General features: G+C 64.5%; 23 protein-coding genes and 3 tRNA genes. 12 read left to right on the forward strand and 14 right to left on the reverse strand.

Annotated features, from left to right (window positions below):
• Positions 1–78: 78 nt before the first annotated feature.
• Together ACUJB0_RS24710 and ACUJB0_RS24715 are read right to left on the reverse strand one after the other, a co-directional pair.
• Positions 79–163, reverse strand: a tRNA-Leu gene (locus ACUJB0_RS24710).
• A 173-nt stretch (positions 164–336) separates the two neighbouring features.
• A tRNA-Leu gene (locus tag ACUJB0_RS24715) sits at positions 337–421 on the reverse strand.
• Between the two features lie 201 nt (positions 422–622).
• Between ACUJB0_RS24715 and ACUJB0_RS24720 the strand changes: the two genes are divergently transcribed.
• Positions 623–2,218: an ATP-binding protein gene (locus tag ACUJB0_RS24720; protein ID WP_444847537.1), complete on the forward strand. Its 1,596-nt coding sequence runs from the start codon at positions 623–625 to the stop codon at positions 2,216–2,218.
• Positions 2,219–2,276: 58 nt separating this feature from the next.
• Here the strand turns inward: ACUJB0_RS24720 and ACUJB0_RS24725 are convergent.
• Positions 2,277–2,361: transfer RNA gene (locus ACUJB0_RS24725), tRNA-Leu, on the reverse strand.
• Between the two features lie 358 nt (positions 2,362–2,719).
• On the opposite strand from ACUJB0_RS24725, the gene rnr reads away from it, so the two are divergent.
• From rnr to ACUJB0_RS24745, 4 genes are all read left to right on the forward strand, one after another.
• A complete protein-coding gene (rnr, locus tag ACUJB0_RS24730) occupies positions 2,720–5,176 on the forward strand; it encodes a ribonuclease R (protein ID WP_444847538.1) in 2,457 nt (818 codons plus the stop codon).
• Positions 5,177–5,923: a 23S rRNA (guanosine(2251)-2'-O)-methyltransferase RlmB gene (rlmB, locus tag ACUJB0_RS24735; RefSeq protein ID WP_117009938.1), complete on the forward strand. Its 747-nt coding sequence runs from the start codon at positions 5,177–5,179 to the stop codon at positions 5,921–5,923.
• A 124-nt stretch (positions 5,924–6,047) separates the two neighbouring features.
• Positions 6,048–6,794, forward strand: a complete 747-nt coding sequence (gene cysE, locus ACUJB0_RS24740; RefSeq protein WP_117009939.1) for a serine O-acetyltransferase — start codon at positions 6,048–6,050, stop codon at positions 6,792–6,794.
• A gap of 11 nt (positions 6,795–6,805) precedes the next feature.
• A complete protein-coding gene (locus ACUJB0_RS24745) occupies positions 6,806–7,483 on the forward strand; it encodes a YceH family protein (protein ID WP_444847539.1) in 678 nt (225 codons plus the stop codon).
• A 99-nt stretch (positions 7,484–7,582) separates the two neighbouring features.
• Here ACUJB0_RS24745 and ACUJB0_RS24750 read toward each other — a convergent pair whose 3' ends face one another.
• The 5 genes from ACUJB0_RS24750 to ACUJB0_RS24770 all read right to left on the reverse strand — a co-directional run bounded on the left by ACUJB0_RS24750 (position 7,583) and on the right by ACUJB0_RS24770 (position 11,292).
• Complete coding sequence (locus ACUJB0_RS24750; RefSeq protein ID WP_444847540.1) at positions 7,583–8,320, reverse strand: hypothetical protein; 738 nt, start codon at positions 8,318–8,320, stop codon at positions 7,583–7,585.
• 2 nt (positions 8,321–8,322) lie between these two features.
• Positions 8,323–9,276 carry a hypothetical protein gene (locus tag ACUJB0_RS24755; protein ID WP_444847541.1) on the reverse strand — a complete coding sequence of 318 codons (954 nt, stop codon included), beginning with the start codon at positions 9,274–9,276 and terminating at the stop codon, positions 8,323–8,325.
• Positions 9,273–10,130: an ABC transporter ATP-binding protein gene (locus ACUJB0_RS24760; RefSeq protein ID WP_444847542.1), complete on the reverse strand. Its 858-nt coding sequence runs from the start codon at positions 10,128–10,130 to the stop codon at positions 9,273–9,275. The genes ACUJB0_RS24755 and ACUJB0_RS24760 overlap by 4 nt, the downstream gene beginning before the upstream one ends.
• Positions 10,127–10,498 carry a GntR family transcriptional regulator gene (locus ACUJB0_RS24765; RefSeq protein WP_161082410.1) on the reverse strand — a complete coding sequence of 124 codons (372 nt, stop codon included), beginning with the start codon at positions 10,496–10,498 and terminating at the stop codon, positions 10,127–10,129. Before ACUJB0_RS24765 ends, ACUJB0_RS24760 begins: the two co-directional genes overlap by 4 nt.
• An 86-nt stretch (positions 10,499–10,584) precedes the next feature.
• The gene (locus ACUJB0_RS24770) at positions 10,585–11,292 is read right to left on the reverse strand and encodes a DUF72 domain-containing protein (protein WP_444847543.1); all 708 of its coding nucleotides are present in this window, start codon (positions 11,290–11,292) and stop codon (positions 10,585–10,587) included.
• A 34-nt stretch (positions 11,293–11,326) separates the two neighbouring features.
• On the opposite strand from ACUJB0_RS24770, the gene ACUJB0_RS24775 reads away from it, so the two are divergent.
• Positions 11,327–11,887, forward strand: coding sequence for a DUF1439 domain-containing protein (locus ACUJB0_RS24775; RefSeq protein ID WP_444847544.1), 561 nt, complete (start codon positions 11,327–11,329; stop codon positions 11,885–11,887).
• Positions 11,888–11,890: 3 nt separating this feature from the next.
• Here the strand turns inward: ACUJB0_RS24775 and ACUJB0_RS24780 are convergent, their stop codons facing one another.
• Positions 11,891–13,279: a DUF1501 domain-containing protein gene (locus ACUJB0_RS24780; RefSeq protein WP_444847545.1), complete on the reverse strand. Its 1,389-nt coding sequence runs from the start codon at positions 13,277–13,279 to the stop codon at positions 11,891–11,893.
• Positions 13,280–13,288: 9 nt separating this feature from the next.
• Positions 13,289–14,827 carry a DUF1800 domain-containing protein gene (locus ACUJB0_RS24785; protein WP_444847546.1) on the reverse strand — a complete coding sequence of 513 codons (1,539 nt, stop codon included), beginning with the start codon at positions 14,825–14,827 and terminating at the stop codon, positions 13,289–13,291.
• A gap of 129 nt (positions 14,828–14,956) precedes the next feature.
• On the opposite strand from ACUJB0_RS24785, the gene ACUJB0_RS24790 reads away from it, so the two are divergent.
• Both ACUJB0_RS24790 and ACUJB0_RS24795 read left to right on the forward strand, forming a co-directional pair.
• Positions 14,957–15,595, forward strand: coding sequence for a DUF6622 family protein (locus tag ACUJB0_RS24790; protein WP_444847547.1), 639 nt, complete (start codon positions 14,957–14,959; stop codon positions 15,593–15,595).
• A 79-nt stretch (positions 15,596–15,674) separates the two neighbouring features.
• A complete protein-coding gene (locus ACUJB0_RS24795) occupies positions 15,675–16,427 on the forward strand; it encodes a tetratricopeptide repeat protein (protein WP_444847548.1) in 753 nt (250 codons plus the stop codon).
• Here the strand turns inward: ACUJB0_RS24795 and ACUJB0_RS24800 are convergent, their stop codons facing one another.
• The gene (locus tag ACUJB0_RS24800; RefSeq protein ID WP_444847549.1) at positions 16,428–17,159 is read right to left on the reverse strand and encodes a transporter substrate-binding domain-containing protein; all 732 of its coding nucleotides are present in this window, start codon (positions 17,157–17,159) and stop codon (positions 16,428–16,430) included.
• A gap of 123 nt (positions 17,160–17,282) precedes the next feature.
• Here ACUJB0_RS24800 and ACUJB0_RS24805 point away from each other — a divergent pair, with 123 nt between their 5' ends.
• Positions 17,283–17,891, forward strand: a complete 609-nt coding sequence (locus ACUJB0_RS24805; RefSeq protein ID WP_444847550.1) for a transglutaminase-like domain-containing protein — start codon at positions 17,283–17,285, stop codon at positions 17,889–17,891.
• Here the strand turns inward: ACUJB0_RS24805 and ACUJB0_RS24810 are convergent.
• From ACUJB0_RS24810 to ACUJB0_RS24820, 3 genes are read right to left on the reverse strand one after another with little or no spacing between them, the layout of a single operon-like run.
• A complete protein-coding gene (locus ACUJB0_RS24810; RefSeq protein WP_444847551.1) occupies positions 17,878–18,654 on the reverse strand; it encodes a UDP-2,3-diacylglucosamine diphosphatase in 777 nt (258 codons plus the stop codon). The genes ACUJB0_RS24805 and ACUJB0_RS24810 overlap by 14 nt on opposite strands.
• Before the next feature lie 3 nt (positions 18,655–18,657).
• Entirely contained in the window at positions 18,658–19,152 is a 495-nt protein-coding gene (locus ACUJB0_RS24815) for a peptidylprolyl isomerase (protein WP_444847552.1), read from the reverse strand.
• Between the two features lie 55 nt (positions 19,153–19,207).
• Positions 19,208–19,828 (reverse strand): peptidylprolyl isomerase, encoded by a 621-nt coding sequence (locus tag ACUJB0_RS24820; protein WP_444847553.1) that lies wholly within the window; start codon positions 19,826–19,828, stop codon positions 19,208–19,210.
• Between the two features lie 251 nt (positions 19,829–20,079).
• Between ACUJB0_RS24820 and cysS the strand changes: the two genes are divergently transcribed.
• From cysS to ACUJB0_RS24835, 3 genes are all read left to right on the forward strand, one after another.
• Positions 20,080–21,471 (forward strand): cysteine--tRNA ligase, encoded by a 1,392-nt coding sequence (gene cysS, locus ACUJB0_RS24825; RefSeq protein ID WP_444847554.1) that lies wholly within the window; start codon positions 20,080–20,082, stop codon positions 21,469–21,471.
• Entirely contained in the window at positions 21,471–22,130 is a 660-nt protein-coding gene (locus ACUJB0_RS24830; protein ID WP_117009955.1) for a DNA-3-methyladenine glycosylase family protein, read from the forward strand. Before cysS ends, ACUJB0_RS24830 begins: the two co-directional genes overlap by 1 nt.
• A 64-nt stretch (positions 22,131–22,194) precedes the next feature.
• A complete protein-coding gene (locus ACUJB0_RS24835; RefSeq protein ID WP_117009956.1) occupies positions 22,195–23,169 on the forward strand; it encodes an acetyl-CoA carboxylase carboxyltransferase subunit alpha in 975 nt (324 codons plus the stop codon).
• The last annotated feature ends 9 nt before the right edge of the window (positions 23,170–23,178 follow it).

The raw sequence follows: 23,178 nt of genomic DNA on the forward strand, positions 1-23,178 counted from the left end.
AAATAATTTCCGGCGAGGACAATGAAAAAAGCCCCCATCTGCTTTTCAGCTCGATGGAGGCTTTTTTGCGGAATTCTGTGGTGCCCACGGAGGGACTCGAACCCCCACACCTTGCGGCACATGGACCTGAACCATGCGCGTCTACCAATTCCGCCACGTGGGCACTGTACTGCTTGCTACTCTCTGCCGCGTGTTCTGCAACAGAGGCAGTATCATGCCGCATGGTGGCGGCGCCGTCAAGGGCGAGGCGTAAAATAGCGGCGATGGGAAAAAGCCCGCAATGAAAAAAGCCCCCATCTGCTTTTCAGCTCGATGGAGGCTTTTCGCGGAATTCTGTGGTGCCCACGGAGGGACTCGAACCCCCACACCTTGCGGCACATGGACCTGAACCATGCGCGTCTACCAATTCCGCCACGTGGGCACTGTTACTGCTTTTCTGCTGCGTGTTCTGCAACAGAGGCCAGAATCATAGGGGAGCGGCGCGCGCGCGTCAAGGACGAAATGCTGATTTTTGAGAAAGATTGCAGAAAGCCGCAGCGCGGATTTGCTGCTTGCTTGTTTGCTCACACTTTCGTAAGCTCCTGAGTGCTGGTGCCGTCATCTGAGACCAAGGAGGTAGGCCATGGATACATTGAGCAACTGGTTCGGAAGCCAGGGCTTCATGCCGCACGGCCACTGTTTTTTATGGACGCCGTCCATCCTCTGGATGAGCGTGATTTCCGACGGCCTGATCGCGCTGGCCTACCTGACCATCCCTGTCACGCTGCTGTACTTCATCCGCAAGCGCCGCGACATGCCGTTCGACTGGATGTTCATCGCCTTCGGCGTCTTCATCCTGGCCTGCGGCAGCACGCACCTGGCCGACATCTGGGTGATCTGGTATCCCGACTACTGGCTGTCGGTGATCCTGAAGGCGATCACCGCCGCCGCCTCGGTGGTCACGGCCCTGGTGCTGGTGCGGCTGGTGCCGGTGGCGCTGCGCATTCCCAGCCCGGCGCAGCTGGCGGCCGTCAACGCCGAGCTGCAGAAGGTCAACAGCGAGCTGCGCGCCGCCATGGAGCGCGCCGAGGTGGCCAACCGTGCCAAGAGCGCCTTCCTGGCGTCGATGAGCCACGAACTGCGCACGCCGCTCAACGCCATCCTCGGCTACACGCAAATCCTCAAGCGCGACAAGGGCCTGACGCCGACGCAGCGCTCCGGCGTTGGCACGATACAGCAGGGCGGCCAGCACTTGCTGGCCCTGATCAACGACGTGCTCGACCTGTCGCGCGTGGAGGCGGGCCGGATGGAATTCCACCCCAGGCCGGTGCTGCTGGGCGACTTGCTGTCGGTCGTGGCCGACATCATGCGCGTGCGCGCCGAGCAGAAGCAGCTGCACTTCGAGCTGGAACTGGTGGCCGGCCTGCCGGTGGCGATCAGCATCGACGAGACCCGGCTGCGCCAGGTGCTGCTGAATTTGCTGGGCAACGCCGTCAAGTTCACCGACCGCGGCACCGTGCGCTTGCGCGTCATGCCCTTGCCGGATGCGCCACCTGGCATGGCGGCGCTACGTTTCGAAGTGCGCGACGATGGCATCGGCATCGCGCCCGATCATGTGGAGGCCATCTTCCGGCCGTTCGAACAGGTGGGCGATACGGCGCGCCGCGCCGGCGGCACCGGGCTGGGCCTGGCGATCAGCGGCCAGCTGGTGCGGCTGATGGGCGGCGAACTCAAGGTGGAAAGCACGCTGGGGCAGGGAAGCCGTTTCTGGTTCGACGTCTCCGCGCCGCTGGCGGAGGCGCCGTCGCCGGCCAGCAGCGATGGCCACAACGCCACCGGCTACCTGGGGCCGCGCAAGACCATCATGGTGGTGGACGACGTCGCCACCAACCGCGCGCTGCTGCGCGACCTGCTGGGCGCGCTGGACTTCCGCATGCTGGAGGCCGACAGCGGCGTCGCCGCGCTGCGCCAGATGCAGGCCAACCTGCCGGACATGGTGCTGCTGGATATGGTGATGCCGGACATGGACGGCATCGAGACCACGCGCCGCCTGCGTGCCGACGCCCGCACCAGCCACATGCCGGTGGTGATCATTTCCGCCAGTTCGACGCCGGAAGAGGAGGAGCGTTCGCTGCAGGTGGGCGCCAACGCCTTCCTCGGCAAGCCGGTCGACGAGCACGAGCTGCTGCGCGAGATCGGCGCCCAGCTCAAGCTGGAGTGGAGCACGGCGCCGGCCTGACAATGAAAAAAGCCCCCATCTGCTTTTCAGCTCGATGGAGGCTTTTTTGCGGAATTTGTGGTGCCCACGGAGGGACTCGAACCCCCACACCTTGCGGCACATGGACCTGAACCATGCGCGTCTACCAATTCCGCCACGTGGGCACTGATGCTTCTTAACAACTCTGCTATTATAGCGACGGGGAGAGTTTCGCGCCAGATGAACTTTCGTTCCATACTGCACATCAACCCTGTCTAGCAGCCTGTATTTCTACAAACCCTCGCTTTGTCGCCGTTTTTCAACGTTGTCGCTGCGAGAGACCAAGATTATAGAGGAATTTTGCGGGATGTCAAATGGCCCGACCTAAAAAATCCGCCGGAATTCGCGACGCCATCCGCAAATTAGTCAATCAGGGCGTTTCCAAGTACACTACGCCTGTCGTCGTGTCATATATATGCACCTGACGATTTTGCCAGGCCGGATTTCCTCTGAACACTGTCAATAATAACTACAGAAATACTTTTGAACCAATCTACCCATACCATTCCCAGCCGGGAGGAAATTCTCGGCATCTTCCGCAGCGCCAAGGCGCCGCTCGATCTGCGCGCACTGTCGAAGTCGCTGAAGGTCGCGACCGAGGCCCAGGCCGTCCTGTCGCGCCGCCTGAACGCCATGCAGCGCGACGGCCAGATCATCTCCGACGATAGCGGCCACTTCTCGCTGGCCACCGAAACCGGCTTCATCTCCGGCCGCGTCAGCAGCCACAAGGACGGCTTCGGTTTCGTGATCCCGGACGAGCCTGGCGAGGACCTGTTCCTGCCTGAGAAGGAAATGCAGAAAGTGCTGCATGGCGACCGCGTGCTGGCCAAGGTGGTCGGCGTCGATCGCCGCGGCCGCCCGGAAGGCACCATCGTCGAAGTGGTGCAGCGCGCCAACACCCACATCATCGGCCGCCTGTTGAACGAAAACGGCGCCTGGATCGTCGCGCCGGAAGACCAGCGCATCGCCCAGGACATCCTGGTCGAAGGCTCGATCGGCAAGGCCAAGTCGGGCCAGGTCGTCAGTGTCGAATTGACCGAACAGCCGATGCGCTTCAAGCAGCCGGTCGGCAAGATCGTTGAAATCCTGGGCTCGCTGGACGACCCCGGCATGGAGATTGAAATCGCCGTGCGTAAGTTCGGCGTGCCGCATGTGTTCTCGGACGCCGCGCTCAAGCAGGCCAACAAGCTGCCGGACCACGTGCGCGACGCCGACCTGGGCGACCGTGTCGACCTGCGCGACGTGCCGATGGTCACCATCGACGGCGAAGACGCGCGCGACTTCGATGACGCGGTCTACTGCGAACCGGTCAAGATCGGCCGCACCAACGCCTACCGCCTGATCGTCGCGATTGCCGACGTCAGCCACTACGTCAAGCCGAACGACGCGCTCGACGCCGACGCGCTGGAGCGCAGCACCTCGGTCTACTTCCCGCGCCGCGTGATTCCGATGCTGCCGGAGAAGCTGTCCAACGGCCTGTGCTCGCTGAACCCGGCGGTCGACCGTTTGACGCTGGTGTGCGACGCGGTCGTCACCGCCAAGGGCGAGATCAAGGCTTACCAGTTCTATCCGGCCGTGATCCACTCGGCCGCGCGCCTGACCTACACCGAAGTGGCCGACATCCTCGGCAACACCAAGGGCCCCGAGGCCGCGCGCCGTCCCGGCATCGTGCCGCACCTGCTGAACCTGTACGAGGTGTACCACGCGCTGCTGAAGGCACGCACCGAACGTGGCGCCATCGACTTCGAGACCACCGAGACCTACATCGTCTGCAACCCGTCCGGCAAGATCGAGAAGATCATCCCGCGCACCCGCAACGACGCCCACCGGCTGATCGAAGAATGCATGTTGACCGCCAACGTCTGCGCGGCCGACCTGCTGATCCGCCACAAGCATCCCGGCACCTACCGCATCCACGCCAGCCCGACCGCTGAAAAGCTCAAGCAGGTGCGCACCTTCCTCAAGCAGGTGGGCCTGAACCTGAACGGCGGCGACAAGCCGACCGCGGGCGACTACGCCGCGCTGATGAAGCAGGTCAAGGAGCGTCCGGACGCGTCGCTGCTGCAGACCATGCTGCTGCGCTCGATGCAACAGGCGGTCTACTCGCCCGACAACATCGGCCACTTCGGCCTGGCGTACGAGGCCTATGCCCACTTCACCAGCCCGATCCGCCGCTATCCGGACTTGCTGACGCACCGCGCCATCAAGGCCATCCTGCTGGGTAAGAAGTACGAGCCGAAAGTGGCCAGCACCAGCGTGCTGAACACCAACGTCTCGAACGCCACCCGCAAGCAGCAGGCCAAGGACAAGGCCGAGGGCAAGGAGAAAAAAGCCGTCGACCTGACCGTGTGGGACGCGCTGGGCGTGCACTGCTCGGCCAACGAGCGCCGCGCCGACGAGGCGTCGCGCGATGTCGAAGCCTGGCTCAAGTGCTACTTCATGCAGGACAAGCTGGGCGAGGAATTCACCGGCATCATCACCGGCGTGACCACCTTCGGCATCTTCGTGCAGTTGGACCAGTTGTTCGTCGAAGGCCTGGTGCACGTGACCGACCTCGGCGCCGACTACTTCCAGTACGACGACGCCCGCCACGAACTGCGCGGCGAACGCACCGGCAAGAGGTTCCAGCTGACCGACCGCGTCAGCGTGCAGGTGGTGCGCGTGGACCTGGAAGCGCGCAAGATCGACCTGCGCCTGGCCGGGGCCGATGCGCCGCCGCCGCGCGCCGAGAAGGGCGACGCGCCGTCCAAGGACCGCAAGACCAACATCAAGCCTGGTCCGGCCGTGCCGAAAGCGCAGCCTGCCAAAGCCGCCGCCAAGCCGGCCGAGGCCAAGCCCGCCGCCAAGTCGCGCGGCGGACGCAAGACTAATGCCGGGGCGGCTGCCCCGGTAGCACCCCGAGCAGCGAAGACTGTCTCAAAAAGTAAAAAGAAGCGATAAATGAGTAAGAATAAAATGATTTTTGGTTTCCACGCCGTGACCTCGCGCTTGCGTCATGAGGCCTCGTCCGTGGAAGAGATTTTTGTCGACATGGGGCGCGACGACCGCCGCATGAAGGACCTGATCGCCAACGCCAAGGCGGCCGGCGTGCGCGTGATGCCGGTTGATTCGGCCCGCCTCGACAAGATCGTCGGCACCCGCCGCCACCAGGGCGTGATCGCGTTTGCCTCGCAGCTGGCGCTGGCGCGCAACCTGGACGAACTGCTGGACGCCATCGAAGGCCCGCCGCTGCTGCTGGTCCTGGACGGCATCACCGATCCGCACAACCTGGGCGCCTGCCTGCGCGTGGCCGACGGTGTCGGCGCGCACGCGGTGATCGTGCCGAAGGACCGCGCGGTGGGCTTGAACGCCACCGCCGCCAAGGTCGCCAGCGGCGCGGCCGAGACCGTGCCGTACATCACCGTCACCAACCTGGCGCGCACGCTGCGCGACCTGAAGGACCGCGACATCTGGCTGATCGGCACCTCCGACGACGGCGAGAAGGGCCTGTACGAAGCCGACTTCACCGGCCCGACCGCGCTGGTCATGGGTTCGGAAGGCGAGGGCATGCGCCGCCTGACGCGCGAGACCTGCGACATGCTGGTCAGCATTCCAATGTTTGGTTCGGTCGAAAGCCTGAACGTATCCGTCGCATCCGGCGTCTGTCTGTACGAGGCACGCCGCCAGCGTATCGCCAAAGAGATTTAAGCGATACGACCAGCCGGCGGCCTGCTACGAGGGCCGCCGGTTCTCCCTCCCTGCAAGCCGCTTCCCAGCAACCACCGACCGAATACGCTACCATGAGCGTTTCAGTTGCAATCCCGTACACCCCATGTTCCATCACCTGCGCCAAGACATCAACAGCATCATCGAACGCGACCCTGCGGCCCGCAACGCCTGGGAAGTGCTGACCTGCTACCCCGGCCTGCAAGCCATCGTCATGCACCGCTGGGCGCACTGGTGCTGGACGCGCAAGATGAAATGGCTGGGGCGCTTCATCTCCTACCTGGCCCGCATCGTCACCGGCATCGAGATCCATCCCGGCGCCACCATCGGCCGCCGCGTCTTCATCGACCACGGCTTCGGCGTGGTGATCGGCGAGACCGCCGAAGTAGGCGACGACTGCACCATCTACCAGGGCGTGACCCTGGGCGGCACTTCGCTGCACACCGGCGCCAAGCGCCATCCGACGCTGGCGCGCGGCGTCATCGTCGGCGCCGGCGCCAAGGTGCTGGGCGGCTTCACGGTGGGCGAGTACGCCAAGGTCGGCTCCAACGCCGTGCTGTTGAAGCCGGTGCCGCCGGGCGCCACGGCGGTCGGCAATCCGGCGCACATCGTGCAGAAGGAACCAGCCTCGGCGGTGAGCGCCACGGCCAACCTGTTCAGCGCCTATGGCGTCACGCCGAACGGCGACGATCCGCTGTCGAAGGCGCTGCACGGCTTGATCAACCACGCCGTGAAACAGGAAGAACAGATCGAACGCATCCTCGCCACCATGAAGGCGGCGGGCTTGCACTGTCAGGGCGTGCCCGACTGTGATAAATTGAATTCAGACCAACTCAACAAACTCGTTGAATAAGGAAGCCGCATATGGAATCGTCGCCCGATGGCGTGGAAGTGCTGGACCCGTTTGAAATCCGCGTGCTGGCCGTGCTGGCCGAGAAGGAAGCGCTGACGCCGGATAACTATCCGCTGTCGCTGAACGCGCTGGTCAACGGCTGTAATCAGCTGTCGAGCCGGGACCCGGTGATGGCGCTGTCGGAAGAGACGGTGGCCGACGTGCTGCAGCGGCTGATGCAGCGCAAGTACGTCAACGGCATCACGCAGGCGGGCGCGCGCGTGACCAAGTACGAGCACCGCATGCGCATCAAATGGTCGCTGGAACAGGACAAGCTGGCCGTGCTGACCATCCTGATGCTGCGCGGCCTGCAAACCGCCGGCGAGATCCGCACCCGCACCGGGCGCCTGCACGAATTCAAATCGGTGGGCGACGTCGAGCTGGCGTTGCAATTCCTGATCGACAAATATCCGCCGCTGGTCTCGCGGCTGGCGCTGGCGCCCGGCACCAAGGAGCCGCGCTACGGCCAGCTGCTCGGCGGCGAAGATGCGCTGGCGCGGGAAGAAACCGCAGCCAGCCTGGGCGGCTCGGTCAGCGCGGCGGGGCAGGGCGGCCGTGTGGCGGCGCTGGAGCACGAAGTCCAGCAACTGCGCCAGCAAGTCGAAGACCTGACCGCGCAGTTCGCTGAATTCCGCAAACAATTCGAATAAAAAATTTGGGGTCAAGTCTGACATTCGGACACGAGCTCTGCTGTAGCACGTCGTTACAGCAGAGCTCGTGTCCGAATGTCAGACTTGACCCCAACGGGTTTACTCGTAGGTGAACTCGATCAGGGCATCGTTCGAGTAGGTTTTGTCGTTCAGCGGCACCGAGTAGTTTTTCCCATCCTCGCCGACCTTCAGCTCCAGCCTGTGCGTGCCATCCACCAGCGTGGCGCTGGCGATCACGCGCTCGCTGCGCATGCTCATGTTGAAGTCCTTGAACGAGCACCAGTCGGTGGTCAGCATGAGGGTGTTGATCGTCGCGCGCAGCAGGAAGGGAATGTAGTTCTTCGCGATCGCGACCAGCACCCGGCACTCCAGCCGGATGTCGCCCAGGCGCCGCATGTCCGCCGGCACGCCGGCGCTGCGCACGTCCGGCATCCAGCCGTAGTAGCTCTTCTTCTGGTTCAGCACCACATCGGCGTTGTCGCGTTCCGCCTCCGCGCTGCGCGGCAGCGTGAAGCTGTGGTCCTCCGCCAGCGGCACCGGGATGTCGGTCTCATTGCCGGACAGCCGCACCACCAGGTTGTCGAAGCTGCCAGCGGGCGCCTTTTTCTTGGCGTGCAGGCGGAAGCGCAGTTGCTGCGCATTCGGCGCCAGCGCGTGCTCGCTGTCGAAGGCGTCCAGGCCGGACAGCATGTAGCGGTAAGGCTGCATTTCCGGGCTGCGGCTGCCGTTGATGACGACAACCTGCGCCGATCCGGTTTCCGTTTCCGCCGCCGTGGCTGGCAGCGCCGCCACGGCGGCCGCCAGCAGCGCGGCGATCATGAAGTGTTTGCCCGCCACGCTTAACCTTCCTCGCGGCGACGACGCATCCAGACGGCGGTGGCGATCATCGCCACGCCGGCCGCGACGCCGAGCCATACGCTGATGCCGCCCAGCGTGGCCCACGAGCCGTGGAAGATGGTTTCCGGCACGGCCATCCGGTGCGCTTCAAGCTGCAGCGGCACATGGTCGGCCTCGAACACGATCCACGATCCGGGAATCGCGCCCAGCAGGATGCGGTCGACGATGCGGGTGATGAACCAGCTGGCGTTGAAGCCCAAGTGCAGCATCTTTTCCGCCCACACCAGCAGCAACGACGCCACCAGCGGCGTGCCGACCGCCCACAGGAACACCTTGGAGCGCACCATGCTCGAGACCATCAACAGCCAGCCCACCGTCGGCAAGGCCCACAGGATATACACCGGCAGCAGGCCCACCACGCGCAGCGGGGTCAGGTAGAGGTCCGGCGACATCAGCATGGCGCCGAACAGGTTGGTGCCGTGCGCCAGCACCGCGCCGCAGGCGGCGAACAGGATCAGCAGCGACAGCACGGTGCCGATCGCGAGCGTGATCAGCGGCGCCACCACCAACGCCAGCACCACCTTGGACAGCACGGTCGAGAAGTCGGACACCGGCAGCGATTTCCAGAACAGGATGCTGCGGTCGCGCCGTTCGTCGTTGAGCGCGCCCAGGCAGTAGAAGAACACCACAAAGCTCAGCACCATCAGCACCGGCATCGCCGACATCATATAGGCCTGCGACATGGTCTCCACGATGCGCGTGCGCGCCGCGCCTTCGATGGTCACGGAGCCGATCGAGACAGCGTCGTCGCCTTCATTGAAGTTGAGGTGGTGGCCCATGATGATGGAGCCGAGCGCCAGCGCCGCGATCAGGGCGGCGATGACGGCGGGCGCCCAGACCAGCATGCCCTTGTGTTCCCACAGCTCGCGCTTGATCAGCCATTTCATCGTTTTCATGCGTAGGTTCCTTTCATCGTTGCGACAAACAGGTCGGCGACGCTGGGCGTGCGCAGTTCCCCGAAGGTCGACAGTTGCATGCGCGGCACGCCATCGAACAGCATGATGGGCTTGCCGAACACGGTGCGCTGGCTCATCGGCTGCAGCGCGTTGGCGGCCGCGACGAACTGCGGCTCGACCATCACTTCGGTGAAGCGCTCGCCCACCTCGTCCATCGACGCCGCTAGCGAGATCTTGCCGTCCTGGATGAACATCAGGTCGGTGAGGATGTGCTCGACTTCCTCGATCTGGTGGGTGGTGATCAGGATGGTCTTGTTCTCGTCGAAGTAGTCTTCCAGCAGGTTCTGGTAGAACTGCTTGCGGTACAGGATGTCCAGGCCCAGCGTGGGTTCATCGAGCACCAGCAGCTTGGCGTCGATCGCCATCACCAGCGCCAGGTGCAGCTGCACCACCATGCCCTTGGACATGGCCTTGACCTTCATGTTCGGGCTGAGCTTGGTGTTGGCCAGGTATTTCTCGGCCTTGCTGCGGTTGAAGCGCGGATGCACGCCTTCCACGAAGTCGATCGCGTCCTTGACCTTGAGCCACTTCGGCAGGATGGCGACGTCGGCGATGAAGCAGACCTCGTTCATCAGCGCGTCGCGCTGGCTGCGCGGATCCATGCCCAGCACCGTCAGCTCGCCTTCGAACTGGGTCAGGCCGAGGATGGCCTTGAGGGTGGTGGTCTTGCCGGAACCGTTGGGGCCGATCAGACCGACGATGCGGCCTGCCTCGACCGTGAAGCTGGCGCCGTTCAGCGCGGCCTGCTTGCCGTAGGTTTTGCTGAGGTTGCCAGCCGTGATGACCGCGCTCATGACGCACCTCCGGGGGCGATAGGCTTGAGCAGGGTTTCCAGTTCCAGGCCCAGGCGGCGGATGCGTTCGAGCATCAGCGGCCATTCTTCGTTCAGGAAGCGTTCGCGTTCAGTGGCCAGCAGTTTGTCGCGGGCGCCGTCAGTGACGTACATACCTAGTCCCCTTCTTTTTTCTACGAGCGTTTCGTCCACCAGTTCCTGGTAGGCGCGAGATACGGTGATCGGATTGAGTTGGTAATCGGCGGCCACCTGCCTTACGGAGGGCAGGGCGTCGCCGGGCTTGAGGAGGCCGTCGAGCACCATGCCGATGACCTTGTCCTTGAGCTGCCGATAAATCGGCGCATTGTCATTCCAGCCTATCGTGGACATACATGTGGTCCCCTTGATGTGTGTTAATGGAGTGGTGTTGTAGTGAACTATAACACTAGGATTTGAAAAAGCAAGCGCTTCATGTCTTATGTTGTTTTTTTCATCAGTGTCAGCGCGTTGGGCAGGGCGGCGCCGCTGGCGGTGTTGTCGAAGATGATCCAGCCGTCCTTGCCGGCCAGGTAGGCCGCGACGCTGTCGAGGTATTCGTCCGAGTACGACGAATAGTACATGCGCGGGCTGCCGTGCAGCCGGGCGTAGACCATGTCGCCGGTCGGCACGTGGGGGCCGGGCTGGCCGGCGGGCGGATCGGCGATCACCCTGGCGATGTTGTGGGCTTGCAGCAGCGCGGTGCCTGTCGCGGCGAACCAGCTCGGGTGGCGGGCCTCGCAGGCGATGGCGCAGCGGAACAGGGCGGCCAGGCGGGCGAACAGCGCGTCGGCCAGCGCGGTATCCAGCGCCAGGCTGGGCGGCAGTTGCACCAGCAGGCAGCCCAGCTTGGCGCCGAGGCCGCCTACCTCGCCGGCAAAGCGATCCAGCAGCTCATTGATGTCCTTGAGCCGGTGGTCGTGCGTGATGCTGCGCGGCAGCTTGACCGAGAAGCGGAAATCCTCCGGCACGTCGTCGGCCCAGCGCGCATAGGTCGAGGCCTGGTGCGGCCGGTAGAACGAGGAGTTGATCTCGACCGCGTTCATGACGCGGGCGTAGCGCTGCAGGTGGCTGCCTTCGGAGGCAAAATACGGGGCCGACGCACGGTCGATACTCCAGCTTGCGCAGCCAATTCGTGTGTGGGTCATAATGTGGGCGATCCGCTAATTTCAGAAAGTCGACATGACCGATCTTAAACGTTACGCCCGAATTGCCGCGCCGCTTATGCTGGCGGGCCTGCTGGCCGCCTGCTCGACGCTGATCGGCCCGCGCCAGGTGGAGCTGCCGCAGGCGCGCCTGCAGCAGAACCTGGACCACAAGTTCCCCGTGCGCCATCGCGTGCTGGGCGTGTTCGAAGTGGAGCTGAGCCATCCGCAGCTGGACATCCTGGCCGAGAACGACCGCGTGGTGCTGACGCTGGACGTGAACGTGGCGCCGCTGCTGGCGCGCCAGTCGTGGCATGGCAGCATGGCGGTATCTGGCCGCCTGAAGGTGGACAATGTGCGCAACGTCATCTACATCAGCGATGCGCACGTGGACCGCTTCATGGTCGACGGCATGGACGAGGGCAAGCAGAACCAGATCGCCAGCGTGGCCAACCTGCTGGGCGAGAACACCCTCAAGGATGTGCCGGTCCACACCTTCCGGCCGGAGGACCTGCGCTACGCCGGCGTGCAGTTCGTGCTGACCGGGATCAGCACCAAGCCCGGCGCGCTGGTCGCCAACCTGCAGCCGGCGCAATAAGCGTCAGACGAAGCCGAGGTTGCGCGCGCTGGCGTTGTAGTTGGCCAGGTTGGGCAACATGGCCAGCAGGTCGGTGTTCGACACCCCCAGCCAGCTGCCCAGCGTGGCCGCGTACTGCTCGATCGACGTGGTCGGCAGCAGGCGGCCCTGGCCGACATCGTCCGGGCCGTTGCTGGCCACCACCGGCGCCTTGCCGTAGTAGCGGCCGCCCTTGACGGCGCCGCCCAGCATGAAGTGCATGCTGCCCCAGCCGTGGTCCGAACCGTCGTTGTTGCCGCTCAGCGTGCGGCCGAAGTCGGACGCGGTGAAGGCCGTCACCTGGTTGGCCACGCCCAGCTCGACCGTGCTCTGGTAGAAGGCCGCCATCGCGTCGGCCACACTTTTCAGCAGGCCTGGATGCACCTTGACCAGGCCGTCGTGCGTATCGAAGCCGCCCATCGACACAAAGAACACCTGCCGCTTGGCGCCCAGCGTCGACGCGCACGAGATCATGCGCGCCACCATCTTCAGCTGGTCACCCAGGTTGTTATTGGTGGGGAAGGCCGTGTTGATGACCGGTGCGCCGGCCAGCGCCGAGGTCAGCACGTCGTTGGCGGAGATGGCCCGTTGCGTCACGCTCGCGTAATCGGACTGCATCAGGTTGCTGTGCTGTTGCGTGATCAGCGTGCGCAGCGCGCTGCTGCAACTGGCCGAGCCGAACAGCGGGCTTTGCAAAGCGCTGAACGGCACCGAGCCCTTGGTCGAAACCTGGTACTGCACCGCCTCCTTCCCGGACAGGTACACCGCGTTGCCGGAGACGTTGACGCACGTGAAGGTGGCGTTGCCGTTGCCCGATTCGAACAGGTCGCCCATGCGTCCGCCCCAGCCCGAGGTCGCGCCTTCCGGCATCGACGATTGCCATTCGGATTGCTGGTCGTTGTGCGAGAACAGCTTGGACGGCAGCGGCACGGACTTGGCCAGGTACTGCTGCTTGCTGGTCGGATGCACCAGCGTGCCGACGTTGAGCAGCACGCCCATCTTGCCGGCGTTGAAGATCGGCAGCAGCGGCGCCAGTTCCGGCGCCAGCGCGTACTGGTGAGCCACGCCGTTGACGTCGACCGGCGGCGCGCCCGTGTTGAGCACGGTGGCCGACAGCGCGCTCTGCTGGTAGGCCAGCGTCGGGCGCAGCGCGTAGTAGGCATTGTAGCTGGCGGCGTCGTACGGCACCAGCGTGTTGGCGTAGTCGTTGCCGCCATACAGGAACACGCAGACGATGGCCTTGTAGTCGCTGGCGGTAGCGGCCGAGGCTTCGGCCATCGCGGCCAGGTTGACGGCCAGCGGCGCGGCCACGCCGCTCATGGCCAGCATCGAGGCGCGTTGCAGGAAGGCGCGGCGGGAAGAGTTGGTGGTCATGGCGGCTTCCTATAATTGAACGAGGTATTCCGGCGCGGCCATGACCAGCGTCAGCGCGGCGTAGATGCGGTTGTGCAGCGCGGCGTCGGTCTTGGCGGACATGGTGTCGATGGCGCCGCGTATCAGGCCGACGCTGGCGCTGCCCAGCTGGCCGGCCGCCAGCACGGTGTTGATTTCGTCGACCAGCGCCTGGCCGTTGGCGGCCAGCGGCAGCAGGCTGCTGTAGTCGGGCAGCACATCGCCGACGCCCTTGCTGACCGCGCGCTGCATATAGTTGACGTAGCCGACCACCGAGGTCTCATTGATCAGCTGGAACTCCGGCGCCAGCAGCCCGGCCTTGGAGACCGCGCTGTTGGGCGGCACGTAGCCGGGACGGTAGAAGTTGAACACCGACGGCGAACGCAGCGGACTCTGGCCCAGCCGGCTGGCGGCATCGCTGGTGTTGCCGATGGCCCAGGCGTCGCTGGCGGAGTTGGCGCTGTAGGCGCGCGCCCAGCCGATGAAGCGCAGCATGGGCTCGCGCAGCTTGCCGGCGCCGGGCACGTTCAGGCTGTCGCTGCGCGCCTCGGGGTCGAGCAGCAGCGCCCGCACCACCGCCGCCAGGTTGCCCTTGACGCCACGGCTGTCGCTGTTGAACACGGCGGCCACGCGCGCCACGTAGGCCGGCGAGGGATTACTGGTCACCAGTTTCTGGATCAGCTGGCGGCTGATGAAGGGCGCCACGTTGGGATGGGCGTAGATGATGTCCAGCGCCGCCTTCAGCGCGTCGGCGCCGGACAGGCCGGCCGGCACGGTGCTGCCGAGGAAGGTGGAGGCGCCGGTCTCGTGCCGCTTGGCCACCTGCGCCATCGGCCGGCGCAGGAAGTCGGGCGTGTTGGCGTCCAGGCCGGCCATGTCGAAGTCCCAGCCGGTGAACACGCGGGCCAGGCCGGTGATGTCGCTCAGGCCGTAGGTTTCCCTGGGCGCGCCGTTGTTGTCCAGCTTGGGCGTGCCGTCGAGGTTCAGCTGGATCAGGCCGATGCTGAACAGCTGCATCAGTTCGCGCGCGTAGTTTTCGTCGGGCAGGGCGCCGGTGGTGGGGTTCTGCTTGGCGTTGCCGCGGAAGGTCAGGTACTGGCCCATCGGCGCGCTGGTCGAGATCGCGCCCAGCAGCGCGCGGTAGTTGCCGAAGGCGTAGCCTTCCAGCAGGTCCAGGTAGGCCGCCGCCGAGAACGCGCGCCAGCCGCCGCCGACCAGCCCGTCGATCGCCACCACGCAGATTTCCGACAGCGCCAGCGTGACGCGCTGGCGCAGCGTGTCCGGCGCGCTGATCAGCTTGCGCCACGCGCAGGCGTCGAAGCCGTTCTCGGAGTTGCGGTTGGTGAGGGCGTTGTAGCCCTTGGCCACCAGCCAGTCCCAGCGGTTGCCGGAACGCGGCGCGGCCAGCTGCGCGTCGATCCAGCCGGCGTAGCCCAGCGATTGCACCTTGGCGATCTCGGCGCGGTTGGCTCCCATCGAGGCTTGCGCCAGGAAGCGGGCGGCGGCGGCCGCGGTCGGTGTCGGGGTCATGACGGTGATCTCCAGGAAGGCGCTCAGACATTGCTGTGTGGTAATTTATGCCGAGTCCGCTTGTTGTGCCACCGAAATTTTGTAACGTACCATTTCGCTGCAACGCTTGCTTGACGGGATGGACACACTTTGCGCAGTCGGCTTGACGCCGTTTTCCTGCATTTCGCGCCGTGCCGCTGCATTTCGTCGCATCGCGCTCCGCGCCGGCGCCGCGCCCGGCATAGTGGCACCACCTTAACCAGCCATGCGGAGCGAATCATGATTGCGCAAATCGTCACCCACACACCTACCTACGTCTGGGCCTTGCTGGCCTTCCTGCTGTACCGCGGCGTGCTGGCCAGTCGCGACCGCGAACTGGCGATGCGGGCGCTGTTCATCATCCCGGCGGTGATGATCGGCCTGTCGTTGTCGAGCATGAGCGGACACGGCGCGCTGGGCGGCGGCGTCTGGGCCGTGTGGTTGGTGGGCGTGCTGGCCGGCGCGGCGGTGACGTGGCGGCTCGGCAGCGGCACGCCCATCGTGGTCGACCGCGCCGCCGGCACCGTGCGCCATCGCGGCAGCTGGATGCCGCTGATGCTGATGATCGCCATCTTCTGCACCAAGTACGCGGTGGCGGTGACCACGGCCCTGCATCCAGAACTGGCGCAGAACCTGGTGTTTGCCACGGCGGTCACCTTGCTGTTCGGCTTGTTCAACGGTGTGTTCGTCGGCCGCCTGGCGCGCTACGTCGCAGCCTGGCTGGCCCAGCCGGAACCCGCCGTGGCTTAATGAATTTGCAAGTTTCCTTGTGGTGCGGGGCAAGAGCTTCTACAATTCGCGGCATCGATGAAATGTTGGAGTTGGCCTCATGACCATATTTGGAATTGGATTGCACGTGCTGGTGGCGCTGTTCTTCGCCGTCCACGTGATTCGCAGCGGGCAGCAGATGTACTGGCTGATGATTTTGTTCGCGTTTCCCGGACTGGGCAGCATCGTCTACTTCCTCGCCATCTACCTGCCGGACTCCAGGCTGCAGCACGGCGCCCGCAAGGTGGTGACGGCGGCGGCCCGTACGCTCGATCCGGGCCGTGAACTGCGCGAGGCGCGCGACGCCTACGCCTACACGCCGACCGCGCAAAACCAGATGCGCCTGGCCACCGCGCAGCTGGAGGCGGGCAACGCCGACGAGGCGGCCGCCACCTACGAGGCTTGCCTGCAGGGGCCGTTTTCCGGCGACCTGGAAATCCGCTTTGGCGCCGCGCGCGCCACGATGGCTTGTGGCCGCGCCGCCGCCGCGGTGACGCATCTGCAAACCATCCGCGCCGCCGACGCCAATTTCCGTGGCGAGCAAGTGTCGCTGCTGCTGGCCCAGGCGCTGGCCGCGGCCGGCAGGCAGGACGAGGCGAGGGCTGAGTTCGAGTTCGCGCTTGGCCGCTACAACAGCTTTGCCGCGCAGGCCGAGTTCGCGATCTGGGCGGCCGGCGTTGGCGACGCGGCACGCGCCAGCCAGCTGCATGCCGAGCTGCAGCGCACGATGGAACGCTGGACCCGCCACACCCGCGAGTTGAACCAGGAATTGATACGCCGCCTGAACGCGGCGATGGCCGGCGTCAAGCGCTGATCATTTTTGCCGGGCGCTGTGGCCCGGGTTGTAGGCGCCGCCGGTCGCGGCGATGGCCTGGTTGAGTTTGGCCATGGTCTCGGCCGGCACGTCCTTGCTGCACAGGATGTAGCGCTTCATCCCCGGCGGCATGTCGGGGAAATCGCGGCGCACCGCCGTCTGCGGCGTGGTTTCGCGCGCACGGAAATAGTCCCAATCCTCGCGGTCCACAAACATGAACGAGGCGCGCCCCACCGTGAGCATGCGCATCATCAGCGTGGCCTCCACCGTGCGGCTCATGATGCGGTTCTTGCTGCCTTTGATCATCTGGTCCAGCGTCGGGCCGTAGGACACGCCGTCCACCAGGCCCAGCGTCAGCTCGGGATCGCTCAGCAGCGAGCTCAGCGTGGGATGCGCGGCCACCTTGTCCACATAGGCCGGCGCGATCAGCACGCTTTGCGGCAGGTCTTCATGGATGGCGGCGGTGAACTGTGCGACCTCCTCGCGCTCGGGCAGGCGGTACCAGCTGATCGAGCAGTAGTTCCTGGCGCCGTGCTTGAAGTTGGCCCAGATGCGCTTCTGCGGCTCGGTGATGAACTGCGCGGGGACGCCGGCGACATTGAAGATATTCTTCACGCGCTCCAGCAGGAATCCCTTGGGCTCGCCGTTCTCCTGGTAGTGATAGGGCGGCTTGTCGCGCCAGACCACCGTCAGCGGCTGCGGTGCGCACCAGGCGCTGCCGCCCGAAAGCACCGTGGCGACAAGAAGACTGCTTTGAAAAAAGATGCGGAAGGTCATGCGCCGATTATAGGGCCATCCGCTGTGCCAAAACCATAAGTGTGGCAAACTGTTGCTCCTTTGATAAATGGGAGACCCATGGACGCCTTGTTGCCCGCCTTTGTCGCCGCCAGCGACGTCATCGATTTTCACCATCCCGACGTGGAGCGCCTGGCGCGCTCGCTGCGGGCCGACACGCCGCGCGCGACGGCGCAGCGCTGCTTCGAATGGGTGCGCGACCGCATCGAGCACAGCATCGATTACCAGCGCGACGAGGTCAGCTGCGACGCCTCGCAGGCGCTGGCGCTGGGCACCGGCCTATGCATGGCCAAGAGCCATCTGCTGGTGGCGCTGTGGCGCGCCAACGGCATCCCGTCCGGCTTCTGCTACCAGCGTTTGACGCTGCGCGACGCCAACTCGCCGTTCTGCACGCACGGCCTGGTGGCGGTCTGGCTGGAGGAGGGCGGCTGGTATCGCTGCGACGCGCGCGGCAACAAGGCCACCGTGCATTGCGAGTTCACGCCGGGCGCGGAGAACCTGGCCTTCCCGGTGGTGACGCCGGGCGAGCAGCTGTATCCGCAGGTGTGGGCGCAGCCCTGGCCGGAGCTGGTGCGGCGCATGCGCGAACTGCCGTCGATCGCGGCCTACTGCGAGACGCCGATCGACGCCGCGCCGCCGCAAGACGGCGTGGCTGTTACGCTGGAATGACGGTGCCGTCGAGGCCGTGGCGCGTGATGACGCCGTGGCTGTCGATGGCGATCCAGCCGCCGCGCGGGGGCGTGGCATCCGGCTCCCAGTCCGGCAGCACGTAGCGGCGCTTGCCGTCGACGATGTGCAGGGCCGGGCGGTGGGTATGGCCGTGGATCATGACGTCGGTGCCGGTGGCGGCGAACACGTCGCGGATCGCCTGCGGCGTCACATCCATGATCTCGTAGGATTTGCTGCCCTGGTCCTTGCGGCTGTTCTCGCGCATGCCGGCGATGATGGCCTTGCGCTGCGCCAGCGGCATCGCCACGAACTGCTGCTGCCACGCGGGCTGCCGCACCATGGCGCGGAATTCCATGTACTTGACGTCCTCGGTGCACTGGGCGTCGCCATGCAGCACCACCAGGCGCTGGCCGCCGATCTCGGTCACGTGCGTTTCCGGCAGCAGGGTCAGGCCTGCCACGGCGGCGAACTGCGCGCCGACCAGGAAGTCGCGGTTGCCGGCGATCCAGTAGACGGCCACGCCCGCATCGCTCACGCTGCGCAGCGCGGCAATGATCCGTTGATGGAAGGGATCGCTGATGTCGTCGTCGCCGGCCCAGTATTCAAACAGGTCGCCGAGCAGGTACAACTGCTGCGCGCGCCGCGCGTGCCGCTCCAGGAAGTCGAAGAACGCCGTGCTGGTGGCGGGATGCGCGGGCTGCAGGTGCAGGTCGGAGATGAACAGCGCGCAGGCCTGGCCCGCGCGCATGTTGGCGTCGCTCATTAATTAAGCGGCCAGTTCGATCTTCTCGATGATGATGTCTTCTGCAGGCACGTCGGCGAACATGCCGCTGCGGGTGGTCTTGACCTTCTTGATGGCGTCAACCACTTCGGTGCCTTCGATGACTTTGCCGAACACGGCGTAGCCCCAGCCGTCCTGGCCTGGGTAGTCCAGGAAGGAGTTGTTCTTCACGTTGATGAAGAATTGGGCCGATGCCGAGTGCGGCGCCGAGGTGCGGGCCATGGCCAGCGTGTAGGTGTCGTTCTTGAGGCCGTTCTTGGCTTCGTTCTCGACGGTCTCGTCGGCTGGCTTCTGTTTCATGCCTGGCTCGAAACCGCCGCCCTGGATCATGAAGCCGTCGATCACGCGGTGGAAGATGGTGTTGCTGTAGTGGCCGGCTTCCATGTACTTCAGGAAGTTGGCTACCGATTTAGGCGCTTTCTCGTCGTTCAGTTCGACGGTCATGTTGCCCTTGTTGGTGGTGATGATTACGTTGGTCATGTTGTTATCCTGAGTAGTGGTAAAAATTACATCCGAAATACGGCAGGCCGCTATTTTACAGTTTTGGCTGGATTGGGGTCTTCAAAATCGTCGCCGACTTGATGACGACCGGGATCACCGGGATGTTCTGGAAGATGCCCTTGTCGTCGACCAGCACGCCCTTGATCTTGTCGACCACCTCCTGGCCCTTGATGACCTTGCCGAACACCGTGTAGCCGAAGCCGTCGCGGCCGGGGTAGTTCAGGGCGTCGTTGTCGGCCACGTTGATGAAGAACTGCGACGTCGCCGAGTTGGGATCGCCGGTGCGGGCCATGGCCAGCGTGTAGGTGTTGTTGGTCAGGCCGTTCTGCGATTCGATCGGCACCGGCGGATTGGTTTTCTTTTGCTTGAGCTTCTCGTCGAAGCCGCCGCCCTGGATCATGAAGCCGTCGATCACGCGGTGGAAGATGGTGCCTTTGTAGAAGCCGGACTTCACGTAGGTCAGGAAGTTGTCGACCGACTTGGGCGCCTTCTCGTGGTTCAGCTCGACCACGATGTCGCCCATCGAGGTCTTGATTTCCACTTGCGGCGTGGGATTGGCCGGGGCCGGCGTGGCCGCCAGCGCGGCGCCGGACAGGGCGACGCCGGCAAACAAGGTCATCAGTTTGGCGAACAGCGATGGCTGGGTTTGGTGCATTGTTGCTTCCTCGTGGTGGTTTAAACTGGCTGACTTGCCAAAAATCCTCAGTCAGATTGGGTCTATGCTGTTTTTATCAATGCTATACTTGTTCATTCTACCCCTTAGAAGGTGGAAAGAATAACACCCGAGTGTCAGCCGGTCTCCAATGCGATACGACGAATGCCAGGTGCGCGCCCACTGCGCCGCGCCCGGTTCCCGTATTGCCCGTGGCCGCGGCACGCGCTTAAAAGAGAATACGCAAGAGCCCGATGAGCAATTTAAAGATTTACAACACGCTGGCGCGTGACAAGCAGACATTCGTACCCATCGAGGCAGGCAAAGTCCGCATGTACGTCTGCGGCATGACCATCTACGACTACTGCCACATCGGCCACGCCCGCATGATGATGGCGTTCGACGTGATGTACCGCTGGCTGATGGCCTCCGGCTACGAGGTCACGTACGCGCGCAACATCACCGACATCGACGACAAGATCATCAAGCGCGCGGTCGAGAACGGCGAGACCATCTCGCAGCTGACCACGCGCTTCACCCGCTACATGGACGAGGACACCGGCGCGCTGGGCATCCTGCCGGCCACGCTGGTGCCGCGCGCGACCGAATACGTGCCGCAGATGCTGGCGCTGATCGAGACGCTGGAATCGAAGGACCTGGCCTACCAGGGTGCGGACGGCGACGTCAACTACGCGGTGCGCAACTTCCCCAACTACGGCAAGCTGTCCGGCAAGTCGCTGGACGACCTGCGCGCCGGCGAGCGCGTCGACGTCAACACCGGCAAGCGCGATCCGCTGGACTTCGTGCTGTGGAAGGCGTCCAAGGAGTCCGAGCCGGACGAGGTCAAGTGGGATTCCAAGTGGGGCAAGGGCCGTCCGGGCTGGCACATCGAGTGCTCGGCCATGTGCTCTGCGCTGCTGGGCGAGCACTTCGACATCCACGGCGGCGGCGCGGACCTGCAGTTCCCGCACCACGAAAACGAGATCGCGCAGTCGGAAGGCGCGTTCGGCCACACCATGGTCAACTACTGGGTGCACAACGGCTTCGTGCGCGTGGATAACGAGAAGATGTCCAAATCGCTGGGCAACTTCTTCACCATCCGCGACGTGCTCAAGAAGTACGACGCCGAAGTGGTGCGCTTCTTCATCCTGCGCGCCCACTACCGAAGCCCGCTGAACTACTCGGACGCCCACCTGGACGACGCGCGCGTCGCGCTGACCCGCCTGTACACCGCGCTGGACGGCGTGGAAGGCGACGGCCTGCCGCTGGACTGGAGCGAGCCGTACGCGGTGCGCTTCGCCGAGGCGATGGACGACGACTTCAACACGCCGGTGGCGCTGGCCGTGCTGTTCGACCTGGTGAGCGAGCTCAACAAATCGAAATCGCCGGCCGTGGCGCGCCAGCTGAAGGCGCTGGCCGGCGTGATCGGCCTGCTAGCCCGCACGCCGCAGCAGTTCCGCCAGGCCGCCGTCGGCGACACCGACGCCGCCGGCGACGCCGCCATCGACGAGCAGATCGCCAAGCGCATCGAAGCCAAGAAGGCGCGCAACTTCGCCGAATCGGACAAGATCCGCGCCGAGCTGCTGACGGCCGGCATCATCCTCGAAGACAAGCCTGACGGCACGACCAACTGGCGCCGCGCATAATGGTCACCGCCAAGGATAACGAGGGCGCAGGCGGCCCGGTATCGGCCGTGCCGCCGTACTGGGAAGAGGCCAAGATCGAGCTCATGAAGCGGGACCGCATCATGAAAAAGCTGATCCCGCAATTTGGCGACCTGCACCTGGTCGGCCATGACGACCCGTTTACCACCTTGGCGCGTTCCATCGTCGGCCAGCAAGTGACCACCAAGGCGGCCGACACCGCCTGGAAAAAACTGCTCCAGGTCAGTCCGAAGTGCACGCCGGCGCAGATCATCAAGGCCGGCGCCGAGCAATTGGCGGGCTGCGGCCTGTCCAAGCGCAAGACCGAATACATCCTCGACCTGGCCGACCACTTCAAGAACAAGCGCGTCCACACCAGCCAGTGGGACCAGATGGATGACGAAGCCGTCATCGCCGAGCTGGTGCAGATCCGCGGCATCGGCCGCTGGACAGCCGAGATGTTTTTGATATTTAATCTGCTGCGGCCCAACGTTTTGCCGCTCGATGACCCCGGCCTGATCCAGGGCATCAGCCAGAATTATTTTTCCGGCGAACCTGTCTCCCGCAGCGATGCGCGCGAGGTCTCGGCCAATTGGGAGCCCTGGCGCACGGTCGCCACCTGGTACTTATGGCGTAGCCTGGACCCGGTTGCTGTAGAATAGATGCTCTAATCGCTGTGCGAGGCATTTTTGTGCCCGCATGGCTGAGAATAAACACGGAGGTACAATGACCAAAACGACTTTCCTCAACTTTGAGCAACCGATCGCCGAACTCGATGGCAAAATCGAAGAGCTGCGTTTCGTGCAGGACGATTCGGCTGTCGACATCTCTGAGGAGATCGACCGTCTGGCCAAAAAAAGCCAGCAACTGACCAAAGACATCTACGCCAAGCTGACCCCCTGGCAGGTCGCGCAGATCGCGCGCCACCCGCAGCGTCCATACACCATGGACTATGTGAATGAAATCTTCACCGACTTCCACGAACTGCACGGCGACCGCAGCTATGCGGACGACCTGTCCGTGGTGGGCGGCCTGGCGCGCTTCAACGGCCAGGCTTGCATGGTCATCGGCCACCAGAAGGGCCGCGACACCAAAGAGCGCGCCATGCGCAACTTCGGCATGCCGAAGCCGGAAGGCTACCGCAAGGCCATGCGCCTGATGAAGCTGGCCGAGAAGTTCGGCATCCCGATCTTCACCTTCGTCGATACACCGGGCGCGTTCCCCGGCATCGACGCGGAAGAGCGCGGCCAGTCGGAAGCGATCGGCCACAACCTGTACGTGATGGCGGAACTGAAAGTGCCGCTGATCGCCACCATCATCGGCGAAGGCGGCTCCGGCGGCGCGCTGGCGATCGCGGTGGGCGACGCGGTGCTGATGCTGCAATACGCGACCTACTCGGTGATCTCGCCGGAAGGCTGCGCCTCGATCCTGTGGAAGACCTCCGAACGCGCCGCCGATGCGGCGGAAGCGCTGGGCCTGACCGCGCACCGCCTGAAGGCCATGGGCCTGATCGACAAGATCGTCAGCGAACCGCTGGGCGGCGCGCACCGCGATCCGAAGCAGATGGCCACGCTGCTCAAGCGTGCGCTGGCTGATTCGCTGCGCCAGTTCCACGGCATGAAGACCAAGGACCTGCTGGAAGCGCGTCACGAAAAGCTGATGAGCTACGGTAAGTTCAAAGAAACCACGCCGCAAGAGTAATCGCGCGCG

The sequence above is a fragment of the Duganella caerulea genome (assembly GCF_040362985.1).
Lineage (GTDB): Bacteria > Pseudomonadota > Gammaproteobacteria > Burkholderiales > Burkholderiaceae_D > Rugamonas > Rugamonas vulcania.